Below are 14592 nucleotides of genomic sequence, written 5' to 3'. Positions count from 1 at the left end.
GCCTGTTCCATCACGTAGAGGGAACAGGCTCCAGCGTTGCCAAGGATAAAGGCGCCGCTCGAGCTTGAGGTCGAACTCACCAAAGGACTATAACAATGGCTCTCAGTAAAGAAGTGCCGGAGTTTGACATCGACGATGAGGTTCTCCTGATGGAGACCGGCATCGGTATGGATTCGATGTCGAATGATGAAGGGGCGGCTCCACCTTCCGTTCGTGCCAAATCCAAACACTCCGCAACGTTGAAGCAACACAAATACATTGATTACACGCGTGCGCTCGATGCCACGCAGCTGTATCTCAATGAAATCGGCTTTTCCCCTCTGCTGTCCCCCGAAGAAGAAGTTCACTTTGCACGCTTGTCGCAAAGTGGTGATCCAGCTGGACGCAAACGCATGATTGAAAGCAACTTGCGGCTGGTGGTGAAAATCGCCCGTCGCTACGTCAATCGTGGCTTGTCGCTCCTGGACCTGATCGAAGAGGGCAACCTCGGACTGATCCGGGCGGTGGAGAAGTTCGACCCCGAACGTGGATTCCGCTTTTCGACCTACGCAACCTGGTGGATTCGTCAAACCATCGAGCGCGCAATCATGAATCAGACCCGGACCATCCGGTTGCCGATCCATGTGGTCAAGGAACTCAACGTGTACCTGCGGGCCGCACTGGGAACTGACGCAAAAGCTCGATCACGAACCCTCACCCGAAGAAATCGCCAACCTGCTGGAAAAACCGGTAGGAGAGGTCAAGCGCATGCTCGGCTTGAATGAGCGGGTTTCTTCGGTCGACGTCTCGCTGGGTCCGGATTCTGATAAAACCCTGCTGGACACCCTTACCGATGAGCGCCCGACCGATCCGTGCGAACTGTTGCAGGATGACGACCTGTCACAGAGCATTGATCAGTGGCTCTCGGAGTTGACCGACAAGCAGCGCGAGGTGGTGATACGTCGCTTCGGCCTGCGCGGTCATGAGAGCAGCACGCTGGAAGATGTAGGCCTGGAAATAGGTTTGACCAGGGAACGGGTCCGGCAGATCCAGGTGGAAGGCTTGAAGCGCCTGCGTGAAATCCTGGAAAAGAATGGCCTGTCGAGTGAGTCGCTGTTTCAGTAAGCGAGTCGCTTGAGCTGTCAGCCAAAAAGCCCCGAAATGATCGGGGTTTTTTTATGCCTGCTGCCCAGATACCTGATCCCCTGTAGGAGCAAGCTTGCTCGCGATGATTGCAAGGGCACCGCGCAGTGCCAGGCCGCCAGCGTTATCGATGAAGCTCCTACGGGTCACCTTTTCAGCGTCGCCTTGTACGCTTTTGCTTACTCTGTCGTAAGTGTTCGTTATTTTTACACCTTGGCGGATGCCTATCGAGCTCGTGTTCGAACGCTATCTGATTGAATAGGCAGGATATTTAAAAGAAAGCGCTCGCCATCAGTCTCTCTGGCCGACTGCCCGGGCCGGTTTGCGTCCATCGGGGAACGCTCTAGTATCGGGGCTGTGTCGACGGACTGACACGCCCTTCACGGACGAGGGGAATGGACATTGCTGGATGCAATTCATCAGGATGATGAAAAGGAACACAGGGAATAGGGAAAAAATGTGGGCGGGTCAAACCGCCCCTTTTTTTGTCTGCAGAAAAGCAAAAAGGCCCGCAAGGGGCCTTTCGGGAGCGCGGGGCGATCAGCGCTCGAGATCCTTGATCTTGCCTTTGACGCCATCCCACTCTTCGGCATCAGGCAGGGATTCTTTCTTCTCGGTGATGTTCGGCCAGACTTCGGCCAGCTCAACGTTCAGCTGAATGAATTCCTGCATGTCTTCCGGTACTTCATCTTCGGAGAAGATGGCCACGGCTGGGCATTCTGGCTCGCACAGGGCGCAGTCAATGCACTCATCCGGGTGAATCACCAGGAAGTTCGGGCCTTCGTAAAAGCAGTCCACCGGACAGACTTCTACGCAGTCGGTGTACTTGCACTTGATGCAGTTGTCGGTGACGACGAAGGTCATTTCTAATTTTCTCCTCAGGCGGCGGCAGCGGACCCCTTCACGTTGGGGTCGCCAGGTTCGGGAGCGATAGTCTGCAGACCAGGCTATTAGCCTGCAGCATCCCGAACCGCGCGAGATTCTAACAGCTTGAAGGCGAAGTGCGTTAGATCCGTGTCTTCAGTGTATAGAGCATTTCGAGCGCCCGACGCGGTGTCAGGTCATCGAGATCCAGTTTCGCCAGTTCATCCAGGACCGGGTGTGGCAGGCTGGCGAACAGATCGCTCTGCTGCGGCGCGACCGGTTTACCCTTGACGGGCTTGGGGGCTTCATGGGGCAGCGCGGTGGCTTCCAGGCGCCCCAAATGCTCACGGGCGCGCACGATCACTTCGCTCGGAACCCCGGCCAGCTGGGCCACTGCCAGGCCATAGCTCTGACTGGCAGGGCCGGGCAGCACGTGGTGCAGGAACACGATACGCTCGTTGTGCTCGGTGGCATTGAGGTGCACGTTGGCCACCAGCGGTTGGGCTTCCGGCAGCACCGTCAGCTCAAAATAGTGGGTGGCGAACAGCGTGTAGGCACGCAGTTGGGCGAGACGTTCTGCCGCAGCCCAGGCCAGGGACAGGCCGTCAAAAGTACTGGTACCGCGACCGACTTCGTCCATCAGCACCAGGCTACGATCGGTGGCGTTGTGCAGGATATTTGCGGTTTCGCTCATTTCGACCATGAAGGTCGAACGACCACCGGCCAGGTCGTCACTGGAACCGATCCGCGTGAAGATCCGATCCACCAGCGACAATTCGCAACTGGCCGCCGGTACGAAGCTACCAATATGGGCCAGCAGCACGATCAGTGCGGTCTGGCGCATGTAGGTGGATTTACCACCCATGTTCGGGCCGGTGATCACCAGCATCCGCGTATTGTCATCAAGGCTCAGGTCGTTGGCCACGAACGGCGTGGTCAGTACCTGCTCGACCACCGGGTGACGACCCTGGCTGATGCGCATGCACGGCTCGTCAACGAAGCGCGGGCAGTTGAGGTCAAGGTTGAGCGCGCGCTCAGCGAGGTTGCTCAGCACGTCGAGCTCGGCCAGCGCCGCCGCAGTGTCTTGCAGGGGCGGCAATTGGGCGATCAGGTCTTCGAGCAGGGCTTCGTAGAGCATCTTCTCGCGGGCCAGCGCACGGCTCTTGGCCGACAGCGCCTTGTCTTCGAAGGCCTTGAGTTCCGGCGTAATGAAGCGCTCGGCGCCCTTGAGCGTCTGGCGCCGAATGTAGTCCGCCGGCGCCGACTCGGCCTGCTTGCTCGGCAGTTCGATGAAGTAGCCATGAATGCGGTTGTAGCCGACTTTCAGATGCGACAGGCCGGTGCGTGCCTTTTCCCGGGCTTCCAGGTCGATCAGGAATTGCCCTGCGTTCTCGCTCAGCGATTGCAGCTCGTCGAGTTCGCTGTCGTAACCGGTTTTCAGTACGCCGCCGTCCCGGATGACCGCCGGCGGGTTGTCGATGATCGCTTTTTCCAGCAAGGCCGCCAGTTCCGGGTAGGTGCTGGTGGTTGTTGCCAGTTGGATGATGTGCGGCGTGTCCAGCTCGGCCATCGCAACCTGCAACTCGGGCAGGGCACCCAGCGCATCGCGCAGGCGGGCGAGGTCGCGAGGACGGGCGTTGCGCAGGCCGATGCGCGCGAGAATCCGTTCGATGTCACCGATTTCCTTGAGCTGCGGTTGCAGCCTTTCGAACCGGTAGCCATCGAGCAGACAAGTGATCGAGGTCTGGCGCGCCAGCAGCACGGTCAGGTCGCGCAACGGACGGTTCAACCAGCGGGTGAGCAAGCGGCTGCCCATCGCGGTCTGGCAACGGTCGACCACCGATTGCAATGTGTTGTCTCGCCCGCCGGACAGATTGACGTCCAGTTCCAGGTTGCGACGGCTCGCACCATCGAGCACCACGGTGTCGTCCAGGCGCTCATGGCGCAGGCTGCGCAAATGGGGCAGGGCGGTGCGCTGGGTTTCCTTGGCGTAGGCCAGCAGGCAACCGGCGGCGCCGATGGCCAGGGTCAGGTTCTCGCAACCAAAGCCCTTGAGGTCCTGGGTGGAAAACTGCTGGCAAAGGCTTTTCAGTGCCGAGTCGCGCTCGAAGTCCCACGGTGCACGGCGACGAACCCCACGACGTTTTTCCGCAGGCAAATCCTTCGGCCAATCATCCGGGATCAACAGCTCCACCGGGTTGATCCGTTCCAGTTCCGCCAGCAGGTTTTCCCAACCCTTGATTTCCAGCACCGAGAAGTTGCCGCTGGTGATGTCCAGCACCGACAGGCCAAACAGGCGCTCGTCGCCCAGTACCGCCGCAATCAGGTTGTCCCGGCGTTCATCGAGCAACGCTTCGTCACTGATGGTGCCCGGCGTGATGATGCGCACCACCTGTCGTTCGACCGGCCCCTTGCTGGTGGCCGGGTCGCCGACCTGCTCGCAGATCACCACCGATTCGCCCAGCTTGACCAGTTTCGCCAAGTAACCTTCCGCCGCGTGGTAAGGAATCCCACATCGGAATCGCCTGGCCGGCCGACTGCCCGCGGGCGGTCAGGGTGATGTCCAGCAATTTGGCCGCCTTCTTCGCGTCTTCGTAGAAGATCTCGTAGAAATCGCCCATGCGATAGAACATGAGCTGGTCTGGATGCTGGTTCTTCAGGCGCCAGTATTGCTGCATCATCGGCGTGTGCGAGGACAGATCGGACAGTGCTTTATTCATCGGGTATCAGACAGATTCGTTCAAAGGTGTGGGGTAAGGGCGGGGCATCGGCCCGGCTTTTTGCGCGATGGGCGCAAGGTTACCATGGGCAGTCCGCCCGACGCAGGCATGAAAGCCTCGGGAAACATATCCATCGTTATGCACTTATTATGCAAAACAGCATTTGTCTTCGCAAAAAAGATCAAGCACTATGCGCGATATGCAAAAACGCAATGTTTCTACCGTATTAAGAGCGCTGCTCGACCAGCACGGGATCTCCCCCACGGAGCTTCACCGTCGGACCGGCGTGCCTCAATCCACACTGTCGCGAATTCTCAGCGGCAAGATCGTCGACCCTTCGGACAAGCACATCTCGAAGATCGCCGAATACTTCGCCGTGAGCACCGACCAGCTTCGAGGGCGCGTGGATGTTGCTTCCTCCACGAGTGCCGGGCGCGATGAATTGCATTCGGAACTCAAGGACATAAGTCTGTGGGACGACGATACCCCCGTCGATGACGACGAGGTCTCGGTCCCCTTTCTTCGCGAGGTTGAATTGGCTGCGGGATCAGGAAGATTCGTCATCGAAGAAAGCGAGCGCTCAAGCCTGCGATTCGGCAAGCGCAGCCTGCGCCACAATGGCGTGCAGTTCGACCAGGCCAAGTGTGTCACCGTGCGTGGCAACAGCATGTTGCCGGTGCTGCGTGACGGCGCCACCGTGGGCGTCAACGCTGGCAAGAGCGGTATCGGCGACATCGTCGATGGCGATCTTTATGCCATCAACCACAACGGCCAATTGCGGGTAAAACAGCTGTATCGCCTGCCGACCGGCATTCGCCTGCGCAGCTTCAATCGTGATGAGCATCCGGATGAAGACTACAGCTTCCAGGAAATGCAGGAAGAGCAAATCGTCATCCTCGGTCACGTCTTCTGGTGGGGCATGTACGCCCGCTAACCCGACCCCTGTTAGATAAAACCCGCCATCTGGTGGGTTTTTTTTCGCCTGTCGGAAACCGTCAACGCCTTTGCCAGCAAGGCTTTCATGCATTCGCGCAAATCTAATGCATAAATAAATGCATTTGTGCATTGACTGTATATGCATCCATGCATATTCTTCGTCTCAAGCCGCTCGACAAAGCCGGCTCGAAACGAAGCTCTTTAGTTCCACCACAAGGCAGCGATGAACCGGCCTCAACGGTTCAGAGGGTTGGCAACTGACCCGGGTGTGCAGCGTAAAGCACCAAAAGCAGTTATCCGGCGGGCAGGGACCGCGGTCGGAAAAACAATTTGAATGGACCCGTACCGCGCCAGTCGCGCCGAAAGGTCAACAAGGAACAAAGGAACGCGAAGGACCGCATTACTGAAAATGCCTGGCGCGCAGCCAGGCATTTTGGAATGCCAACCATACGCATCGCTACAAGAAGCCAAACCGCTCATCAATCACTCCAAGGAGGCCCGACATGACAAACGAGCAACAAGCGTTGCTGGACATACCGATCTGGCTGGTCATCGTGCTGGCGCTGTTGGGTGGGGTGTCCGGCGAGATGTGGCGTGCCGACAAGGAGGGCGCTCGCGGCTGGTCGTTGCTGCGGCGCCTCGCCCTGCGCTCCGGCGCCTGCATGATCTGCGGGGTGTCGGCGCTCATGCTGCTGTACGCCGCTGGCCTGTCGATCTGGGTGGCCGGGGCGTTCGGTTGCCTCACCGCGATGGCCGGTGCCGATGTCGCTATTGGCCTTTACGAACGGTGGGCGGCCAAGCGCATCGGCGTGTGCGATGTGCCCCCGCCGGATTCCCGGCCCGATCAGTAATCCCGACACAGGAAGCCATGTATGCCCCTCGACATCGACAAACCGTCGCAGCTGCTGCTCGCCATCTCCCAAACCCTGGGGGCAGCCCACCTGGGTTTGAAAGTCGCAAGTCGCCAGCACTTCGACGGCACCTTCGACCAGGCCTGGGCCCTGATCGCCGTCGAAGGCAATACCTTCGGCAATCGCGCCAATGACGGTCGGATCGCCCACGTCCTGACGGTTTCACTGCAAGTCGTCACGGCGCCGACGCTGGACGATCCCGGTTTGGCCGCTTGCGATCTCGCCAGCGTGCTCAAGGGGTTGATCACCGATAGCCGCTGGGGTTTGGCGCGCAGCCAATGCGACCTGCCCGAAAACATCAACGCCTCGCCGTCGATCTTTCTCAACGATGCACTGGAATATTCCGCCTGGACCCTGTCGTTCAACCAGACGCTGTACCTCGGTGCGCTGCTGTTGGACGACCCGCTGGGCATCCCAAAATTCGCCAGGACCTGGGAAGTCTCGAACATCGACGACCCGGACCAATACACCGAGCTGGAGGACTGAGCCATGTTTGATGCGCTTTTACGCCAGCAGCTTGGCCCGATCATCGAGCGTCTGGCCGAGATGGAGACGGAGCTGGAGGACCTTTACCGGCGCACCGACAGCCTGTGCCGAATCGGCGTTTGCCAGGAAGTCGACGCCGCCAGCAACACCTGCAAGGTCAGCCACGGTGAGTTGCTGACCCCGGCGATTCGTTTTTTCAACCCCAGCGCCGGGGCACAAAGCGAGTCGCGGATTCCCACGGTCGGCGAGCAATGCTTGCTGCTCAACCATGGCGGCGGTGCGGGTGGCGCGCAATCGGTGGCGTTGTTCGGGCTCAACGGTAACCAGTTTCCTCCCGCCTCGACCCAGGCTTCGCTGACGCGTCGGCTTTATTCGGACGGGACGGAAAGTGGCTACGACGACGCCCGTCATGCCTTGCACTGGAAGAACGGCCCGGCGGCGTTCAGTGGCTCTCGTGAAGCGCTCGAGTTGAACCTCGGCCCCGCGAGCCTGCTGATCACTCCCCAGGTCATCGAGTTGCAACTGGGCGCGGTCGGCTTGCGACTCGACGCTTCCGGTGTGCACCTGAGCGGCCCGGTGGTGGATCACCAGGGCCGCGTCATCAGTACCGCATAAAGAGTCTCCCATGATCGGAATCGATAGAAACACCGGGGCGTCGGTCGACGATTGGCCGCAGTTTGTGCAGCGCGCCACCCGGGCACTGACCACGCCTTTGGGCACCCGGCAGAAGCGTCCGCTGTATGGCTCGCTGATCCCGGGCCTGCTGGGTCGCAACCTCGGCGACGACCTATTGCTCCTCGCCCAGAGCCACGCGGCGCAGGCCTTCTACAACGAACACAACGGCATCGCTGATTTCCAGCCGCAGGCGATCGTCGCCAGCCGTCGCGGCGCGGGTCTGGTGTTGCGCTTTGCAGGCACCTGGAACAACCGACAGCAAACCTTCGAGGTGGTGACATGAGCATGTTGATCCCTGGCCAGAACCAGTTGGCCGAGCCTTCGATCGTCACGGTGCAGGCGTTCGAAGACTTGCTCGCCGAGTTCAAGACGTTTGTCGTCGAGTACGTTGGCGCCCGCTCACCGCAAACGGCGGCAAAGCTCAAGATCAGCCTGGAAAACGAAAGCGAGTTGCTGACCCTGGCGCTTGAAGCCTTTTGCGTGCGGCTGCAATTGCACGAGCGCAAATACAACGCCCGCATCAAGCAGATGCTGGCCTGGTGGGCAACCGGCAGCAACCTGGATGCCCGGCTCGCCGACATGGGGCTGGAGCGGCAGTTGCTTGACCCTGGCGATCCTCAGGCCTTTCCACCGGTATTGGCGCAGTACGAGAGCGACGATGACGCCCGGTTGCGTTACTACCTGGCGCCCCATGCACCGGCCGCCGGTTCGCGCATGCAGTATCGGCGCGAGGTGTTCACCCTCGGTGAGCGTCCGGTGGTGAGGGTCGATACCCAGGCACCGGGCGAGGTGACGGTGACGTACAGCTTCGAGCCGGACGGATTTGCGGCGCAGGTCAAGGATGGCAATGGACGCCGTACGGCGCCCGGCGAGGTGATGGTCACGGTACTGGCCCGGGAGGGCGATGGCTCGGCCTCCGACGCGTTGCTCGACGGTGTTCGCCACCACTTCGCCCGTCCGGATGTGCGGCCGGAAACGGACCGCGTCACGGTGCAGGGTGCGCACATCCACAACTACAGGATCCGCGTGGTCGCGAGGATTAATCCCGGCCCCGATTCGGGGTTGACCAAGCTCGCTGCGCAAGCGCAACTGCGGGCGTATGCGCAAAGCTGTCATCGCCTTGAAGGGCGGGTCGATCCGAGCTGGATCGATTACACGCTGCACAGTGCCGGGGCGGTTCAAGTGGAGATACTCGAACCGCTGGAGCCGATCGTGACCACGGCGTTCGAAGCCCCTTACTGCACCGCTGTCGAGGTCGAGGTGCTGCCGTTATGAGTGACGAACAAACTCGCGCGAGCCTGTTGCCTTCCAACAGCTCAGCGCTGGAAAAAGCCCTGGATATCGGCTTTGGCGTACTGCTTGAGCGCATCGCACCGCCGTTTCCCGAGCTGATGAATCCGGCGCAAACGCCGTTTGCTTTTCTGCCGTACTTGGGCGCGGATCGTGGTGTCAGCGAATGGAGTTCCGAAGCGGCTGAGGCGGAAAAACGCCTGACCGTGGAGCTGGCCTGGCCCACGGCACGGGCGGCCGGGACGCGACAGGCGCTGGAAAACGCGGCCAAGGGCCTGCGTTTAAGGCCCGAGGTACAGGCCTGGTACGAACAGACGCCGATGGGGCCGCCGTACAGTTTTTCTGTGCGTGCATTCACCGAACAACCCTACAGCGCCGAAATCGATGCTCGCCTGGACCGTCGCCTGGCGGACGCCAAGAGCGAGCGCGACGTGTTGTCGGTGTCGGTCGGCCTGAACGCCTTCGGCAACCACGTCATCGGCGCCGCCACCGTGTGCGGCGAGCTGACGACGGTTTATCCCGTCGTTATCGAAGGGCTCGAAGTGTCGGGCGAAGCCTTCATGGCTGGCGCGCTTTACACCGTCGAAACCTCCACCATTTATCCACAGGGGTCCTGAATGGCCGACTATTACACCCTGCTCACCAACGCAGGAATTGCCTACGAAACCGCCTGCAAGGCGGCGGGCGTGCCGATCAAGTTGTCGCAGATTTCCGTCGGCGACGGCGGCGGCACCGTCTACAACCCGGCAGCCACTGCCACCGCGCTCAAACGGGAAGTCTGGCGCGGCCCCATCAACGCCTTGTTCCAGGACGAGAAGAACCCCAGTTGGCTGCTCGCCGAAGTGACCATCCCGCCAGAGGACGGTGGCTGGTATGTGCGCGAAGCCGGGATCTGGACCGACAGCGGCATCCTCTACGCCATCGTCAAATACCCGGAGTCGTTCAAACCGGTGCTGGCCACATCGGGCTCGGGCAAGGAGTTCTACATCCGCTCGATTTTCGAGACCAGCAATGCCGCCAACGTTACGCTGCTGATCGACGACACCGTGGTCAAGGCGACCCGGGCGTGGGTGATGAGCTACCTCGCCGAGGAACTGGCCAAGCTCGACGGCAAGCAATCGGTGCGTGTGGCAACCACCGACAACATCGTGCTCAGCGGTGCGCAGCAAATCGACGGCGTCGCGGTGGTGTCCGGACAGCGGGTGCTGGTCAAGGCACAAACCACGGCGAAGGATAACGGTATTTATATCGTGGCCAATGGCGCGTGGTTGCGTGCGGCTGACGCCAACACCAACGCCAAGGTGACCCCCAGCCTGACGGTGATGGTCGAGGAGGGCGCTGTTCACGGCGACTCGTTGTGGCACCTGGTGACGAACGGACCGATTGAACTGGGCACGACGGCGCTGGTGTTTGAAATGCTGGCGGGGCGGACCGGGATTCAAGCGGGGACGTACAAGAGCCTGACGGTGGATAAGTATGGTCGGGCGATTGCCGGTGACAATCCGACCACCGTCGCGGGTTACGGGCTGACCGATGTCTACACCAAGGCACAGGTCGAAGCCTTTGCGCTGAGCGTAGCGGGGGACCGGGTAGGTGAAGTCACGCACTTTGCCATGGCCGCGCCGCCTGCCGGTTTTCTGAAGCGCAATGGCGCGGCGGTTTCGCGAACGACCTATGCGGCGCTGTTCGCCCGTATCGGCACGTACTATGGGGCGGGTGATGGCGCCACGACGTTCAACTTGCCGGACTCCCGTGCACACTTCGATCGGGGCCTCGATGACGGGCGTAACGTCGACCCTGGCCGGGCGCTCGGCAGCGCACAGGCGAGTCAGAACGCTGCCCACGCACACACCGCCAGTGCGGCGGTGGCGGGCGCGCATACGCACGGTATCTGGATCAACCTGGATCGGGGGCCAGGGACCGAAGGCAATGCAGTCTGGGGTGACGAACCTTGGTATGGGTCGGCGGGAACGACCACCAGTTCCAACGGGGATCACACCCACACCATCACCATCGCCAGTTCCGGCGGCACGGAAGCCCGGCCACTCAACACGGCTTTTCTTGCCTGTATCAAATACTGATCAGCATCCTAATGGAGTTTTTGACAATGTCAGACGTACGCACGGCCGATATAGGCGAAGTGTCGTGGTGGCTCGCGGAACAAGTGACACCACCGACCATCTGCAATGTGCACCCGGTGACTGCAGAGTTCCTGGGCACTGCACCTGCCGACCCCAGCCCGCTGGAGCCCCACGTTTGGTTGATTCCTGCCCACGCTTACCGATGCGATCCGCCCGCGCGTGAGCCGGGTCACGTTGCCCTGAAGGTGGCTGGAGATGGCTGGAAGCAGGTGGCCGATTACCGCGGCCAGACCGTCTATGACACGACTACCGCAGAAGCTTATACCTGGGAGCAGTTGGGCGACTTGCCCGATGATTTCACCCTCGAAGCTCCGGTCACCCGGTTTGATAAATGGCAGGTCGACCAATGGATCGTCGATGAGGCCGCAACCACGCGCGCGCTGAAGAACAGGGCCACACGCAAAAAGGCCCTGTTGACCCAGCTCGGCGCGAACATGATCGCCACGTTGCAGAACGCGCTCGACCTCGGCATCGCCAACGATACCGAGGTCGCCCATCTCAAGGCATGGAAAATCTACGGCGTAGAACTCAATCGTGTCGAAACCATTGAGCGGGTGCCTCAGGACAGTGAATGGCCGACCAGTCCGAACGATGCTCTGGCGACTCACTGGCTCGTTTCCCAGGGATTTGACGATCCCCCCCTGGAGAGCTTCATCGTTTCCGGATAACGCCCCGTACTGTCGGGGCGTTTTCTTTTCCCCTGCAACCCTCACACCCCTAAGCCCCCTTTCCAGGGGGCTTTTTCATTCATGGAGAAACACCCATGGCAGAACGCCAAACCTACACCGTACTGCGTCCATTCCCCACCGGGGGTGGTCACTGGTCGAGCATCGGCCAGCAACTGAGTCTGCTGGGCGTCGAGGCCAGCGCGTTGCTGGGCGCCGGTCGCCTGGAGCTTGCAAAAACCGAAGCCGCCGAATCGGCTTCTCCGTCCACTGCGGCGAAAAAAGCCGCTGCCAAGAAGGCTGAATAACCATGGCTGAGGTTTTGAACTTCGAACACAACGGCATTACCGTCAATGCCAGCGAATCTCCCGAGGCCATGGGTGGCCTGGGTGACAACGTCATCGGCCTGATCGGCACCGCGCCGAAGGCCGACCCGCTGATCCCGCGCAATGCGCCGTTTCGCATCAACAGCTTCACCACCCAGGCGCTGCTTGACCCGACGGGTGCCGAGGAAGGCACGCTGTATCACGCGGTGTTCCAGATCCTCAAAGTGGTCAAGGTGCCGGTCTACGTGGTCATCGTCGAAGAGGGCGCGACCCCGGCCGACACGCTGAATAATGTCATCGGCGGAATCGACCCGCTGACCGGACGCAAGCTCGGCCTCGCTGCGTTGGGTGGCGTAGCCGAAGACCTGACCATCATCGGCGCGCCGGGCTTCACCGCCAGCAAAGCCCTGGCCGGGGAATTCGCCTCGTTTGGCAAGCGCATCAAGGCCCGTGTGGTGCTCGACGGCAAGGATGTCGCGGTGGCAGACCAAGTGGCTTACAGCCAGGAACTGGGCGGCGCGGAGCTGGGTTTCGATCGTTGCCTGCTGGTGCACAACATGCCGTCCGTGTACTCCAAGGCGGCGAAGAAAAACGTGTTCCTGTCGCCGTCGAGCCTGGCTATCGCCGCGCTGGCCAAGGTCAAGCAGTGGGAGAGCCCGGGCAACCAGGCGACCTTCGCCGAAGACGTGTCGCGCGTCGTCGAATACAACATCCTCGACACGTCCACCGAGGGCGACCTGCTCAACCGCTACGGCATCAGCTACTACGCCCGCACCATTCTCGGCGGCTTCTCGTTGCTGGGTAACCGCTCGGTCACCGGCAAGTTCATCAGCTACGTCGGCCTGGAAGACGCGATCAGCCGCAAGCTGGTCAAGGCCGGCCAGAAAGCCATGGCCAAGAACCTGACCAAGTCGTTCATGGACCAGGAGGTCAAGCGCATCAATGACTGGCTGCAAACCCTGGTCGCCGACGAAACCATCCCCGGCGGCAGCGTGTACCTGCACCCGGAACTCAACAGCGTCGAGAAGTACAAGAACGGCACCTGGTACGTGGTGATCGACTACGGCCGCTACGCGCCGAACGAACACATGATCTATCAACTCAACGCCCGTGACGAAATCATCGAGCAGTTCCTGGAGGATGTTCTCTAATGTTTACCAACCGCGTAAGACAGGCCATCGCGGCCACCCTGCAAGGCCTGCCGTTGTCGGCGACGGTGGAAAGCTTCACCCCGCCGAAGATCGAGTTCGCAATGGAAACGATGACGGGCGGGCGATTCATCGGCGAGGAAATGGTCAAGAACGGCGCGGTGCTCAGCGCCACGCTGGCCCTGCAAGGCATGGGACCGGAAGTCATGCTGGCGCTAGGGGTGAAACTCGGTGACGACATTCTGCTGAACGTGCGTGAAGCCGGTCAGGATCAGGATGGCAATACCTGGTTCACGTACCACACCGTCGGCGGCAAGCTGAAGTCCCTGGCCGAAGCCGTGATGAAGATGGGGGACAAGCCAGTCACTACCCTTGAACTCTCCTGCCGCACCTATAACCGTCTGGAAAACGGTATCCCGGTGATCGACATCGACGTGCGCACCCAGAAGTTCGTGCTCAACGGCGTCGACATTCTTGGCGATGCTCGCCGGGCAGTGTTGTTGCCTTAATCCTCAGTACCCACACGGACAAAACTGTGGGAGCGGGCCTGCTCGCGATGTCGCCGTGTCAGGCGCCTTCAATGGTGGCTGATCGACCGCTATCGCGAGCAGGCTCGCTCCCACAAGGATCTTCCCACAAAGGATCTTCCTGCAAAGGATCCCCCATAAGGTCCGGTTCTTCTTCACCCAGGAATTCTCCCATGACATGGACACCTCCCCTCCACACCCTGTTATCGCCGATCACCGCCGACGACGGTACTCAGATCGAACAGATCACCCTCAAACCCCTGCTATACGCCGCACAAAAAGAAGCCCTGGCCCGCGCCGGCGATGATGAAGACGATCAGTTTTTCGAGCTGGCGCTGCTGGCCACCGGGTTGTCGGTCAAGGAGCTCGACCAGCTCAAGCGCCCGGACTACGTGAGCATCGCGCAATACGTGCACGATATGTCGACGCGGCCGACGTCGTACTTTCTCGAGCCCGTGGGCGACGCTGAGCTTGATGCAGTGACGCTGCTGCAACCGCTTGCTGTTGCGGGCCGCACGCTGGCTGAGCTGAATCTGGAAATGCCGGTCCTGCGTGCAACCAAGGCGATGAAAAAACTCAAGACACCCAAGGAGCGCGCGGAATTCATCACCGCCCACTGCACCGGCCTGATGATCCCTGACCTGGCCCTGCTCACCGTGCCGGACTGGACGCAATTACAGGGGCGCATCGACGATTTTTTAAACAAACCGGCGGCCTTCTTTCAGAGCGCGACATCGAAGTAATCCTCGATGTGGTGCCGCTCATTTACCCGGTAAGTGAG

13 protein-coding genes and 3 pseudogenes are annotated in these 14592 nt (G+C 60.6%); 14 read left to right on the top strand and 2 right to left on the bottom strand.

All coding sequences use genetic code 11. The annotated features are described in order from the left end of the window. Positions 1-95: 95 nt before the first annotated feature. A pseudogene (gene rpoS, locus AB4N33_RS16025) lies at positions 96-1104 on the top strand (RNA polymerase sigma factor RpoS). Between the two features lie 558 nt (positions 1105-1662). Here rpoS and fdxA read toward each other — a convergent pair. Next, a complete protein-coding gene (gene fdxA, locus AB4N33_RS16020; RefSeq protein WP_123465120.1) occupies positions 1663-1986 on the bottom strand; it encodes a ferredoxin FdxA in 324 nt (107 codons plus the stop codon). A 142-nt stretch (positions 1987-2128) separates the two neighbouring features. Continuing rightward, a pseudogene (mutS, locus tag AB4N33_RS16015) lies at positions 2129-4694 on the bottom strand (DNA mismatch repair protein MutS). Between the two features lie 211 nt (positions 4695-4905). On the opposite strand from mutS, the gene AB4N33_RS16010 reads away from it, so the two are divergent. From AB4N33_RS16010 to AB4N33_RS15950, 13 genes and pseudogenes are all read left to right on the top strand, one after another. Further along, positions 4906-5640, top strand: coding sequence for a LexA family transcriptional regulator (locus tag AB4N33_RS16010; RefSeq protein ID WP_460126806.1), 735 nt, complete (start codon positions 4906-4908; stop codon positions 5638-5640). 505 nt (positions 5641-6145) lie between these two features. Continuing rightward, complete coding sequence (locus tag AB4N33_RS16005) at positions 6146-6493, top strand: phage holin family protein (protein WP_476457730.1); 348 nt, start codon at positions 6146-6148, stop codon at positions 6491-6493. A 21-nt stretch (positions 6494-6514) separates the two neighbouring features. Further along, the gene (locus AB4N33_RS16000) at positions 6515-7039 is read left to right on the top strand and encodes a hypothetical protein (protein WP_476457729.1); all 525 of its coding nucleotides are present in this window, start codon (positions 6515-6517) and stop codon (positions 7037-7039) included. Positions 7040-7042: 3 nt separating this feature from the next. Then, complete coding sequence (locus AB4N33_RS15995) at positions 7043-7654, top strand: phage baseplate assembly protein V (RefSeq protein WP_460140125.1); 612 nt, start codon at positions 7043-7045, stop codon at positions 7652-7654. A 10-nt stretch (positions 7655-7664) separates the two neighbouring features. Then, on the top strand, positions 7665-7997 hold the full coding sequence (locus tag AB4N33_RS15990; protein ID WP_476457728.1) for a phage baseplate protein: 333 nt from the start codon (positions 7665-7667) through the stop codon (positions 7995-7997). Beyond that, positions 7994-8989: a baseplate J/gp47 family protein gene (locus AB4N33_RS15985; protein ID WP_476457727.1), complete on the top strand. Its 996-nt coding sequence runs from the start codon at positions 7994-7996 to the stop codon at positions 8987-8989. Before AB4N33_RS15990 ends, AB4N33_RS15985 begins: the two co-directional genes overlap by 4 nt. Then, positions 8986-9621, top strand: a complete 636-nt coding sequence (locus AB4N33_RS15980; protein ID WP_476457726.1) for a phage tail protein I — start codon at positions 8986-8988, stop codon at positions 9619-9621. Before AB4N33_RS15985 ends, AB4N33_RS15980 begins: the two co-directional genes overlap by 4 nt. Continuing rightward, positions 9622-10827 (top strand): annotated as a pseudogene (locus AB4N33_RS15975) (phage tail-collar fiber domain-containing protein); the annotation flags it as partial. It lies immediately after the preceding gene. 284 nt (positions 10828-11111) lie between these two features. After that, complete coding sequence (locus AB4N33_RS15970; RefSeq protein WP_476457725.1) at positions 11112-11813, top strand: tail fiber assembly protein; 702 nt, start codon at positions 11112-11114, stop codon at positions 11811-11813. Between the two features lie 95 nt (positions 11814-11908). Beyond that, positions 11909-12118, top strand: a complete 210-nt coding sequence (locus tag AB4N33_RS15965) for a hypothetical protein (protein WP_460140120.1) — start codon at positions 11909-11911, stop codon at positions 12116-12118. 2 nt (positions 12119-12120) lie between these two features. Next, positions 12121-13287, top strand: coding sequence for a phage tail sheath protein (locus tag AB4N33_RS15960; RefSeq protein ID WP_460140119.1), 1167 nt, complete (start codon positions 12121-12123; stop codon positions 13285-13287). Next, the gene (locus AB4N33_RS15955) at positions 13287-13793 is read left to right on the top strand and encodes a phage major tail tube protein (protein WP_460117499.1); all 507 of its coding nucleotides are present in this window, start codon (positions 13287-13289) and stop codon (positions 13791-13793) included. Before AB4N33_RS15960 ends, AB4N33_RS15955 begins: the two co-directional genes overlap by 1 nt. A 191-nt stretch (positions 13794-13984) precedes the next feature. Beyond that, positions 13985-14554 (top strand): phage tail assembly protein, encoded by a 570-nt coding sequence (locus AB4N33_RS15950; RefSeq protein WP_460117497.1) that lies wholly within the window; start codon positions 13985-13987, stop codon positions 14552-14554. The last annotated feature ends 38 nt before the right edge of the window (positions 14555-14592 follow it).

It is taken from the genome of Pseudomonas sp. S1_E05, from assembly GCF_056337105.1.
The sequence above is the reverse complement of the archived record's forward strand: the minus strand, read 5'-3'. Positions and strand labels throughout refer to the sequence as shown.

Bases quoted from the DNA above. Each gene is read 5' to 3' on its own strand.
- AB4N33_RS16010 (WP_460126806.1), top strand. From the start codon at position 4,906: ATGCAAAAACGCAATGTTTCTACCGTATTAAGAGCGCTGCTCGACCAG.
- AB4N33_RS15950 (WP_460117497.1), top strand. From the start codon at position 13,985: ATGACATGGACACCTCCCCTCCACACCCTGTTATCGCCGATCACCGCC.
- AB4N33_RS15980 (WP_476457726.1), top strand. From the start codon at position 8,986: ATGAGTGACGAACAAACTCGCGCGAGCCTGTTGCCTTCCAACAGCTCA.
- fdxA (WP_123465120.1), bottom strand. From the start codon at position 1,986: ATGACCTTCGTCGTCACCGACAACTGCATCAAGTGCAAGTACACCGAC.
- AB4N33_RS15990 (WP_476457728.1), top strand. From the start codon at position 7,665: ATGATCGGAATCGATAGAAACACCGGGGCGTCGGTCGACGATTGGCCG.
- AB4N33_RS15995 (WP_460140125.1), top strand. From the start codon at position 7,043: ATGTTTGATGCGCTTTTACGCCAGCAGCTTGGCCCGATCATCGAGCGT.
- AB4N33_RS15970 (WP_476457725.1), top strand. From the start codon at position 11,112: ATGTCAGACGTACGCACGGCCGATATAGGCGAAGTGTCGTGGTGGCTC.
- AB4N33_RS15985 (WP_476457727.1), top strand. From the start codon at position 7,994: ATGAGCATGTTGATCCCTGGCCAGAACCAGTTGGCCGAGCCTTCGATC.
- AB4N33_RS16005 (WP_476457730.1), top strand. From the start codon at position 6,146: ATGACAAACGAGCAACAAGCGTTGCTGGACATACCGATCTGGCTGGTC.
- AB4N33_RS16000 (WP_476457729.1), top strand. From the start codon at position 6,515: ATGCCCCTCGACATCGACAAACCGTCGCAGCTGCTGCTCGCCATCTCC.
- AB4N33_RS15960 (WP_460140119.1), top strand. From the start codon at position 12,121: ATGGCTGAGGTTTTGAACTTCGAACACAACGGCATTACCGTCAATGCC.
- AB4N33_RS15955 (WP_460117499.1), top strand. From the start codon at position 13,287: ATGTTTACCAACCGCGTAAGACAGGCCATCGCGGCCACCCTGCAAGGC.
- AB4N33_RS15965 (WP_460140120.1), top strand. From the start codon at position 11,909: ATGGCAGAACGCCAAACCTACACCGTACTGCGTCCATTCCCCACCGGG.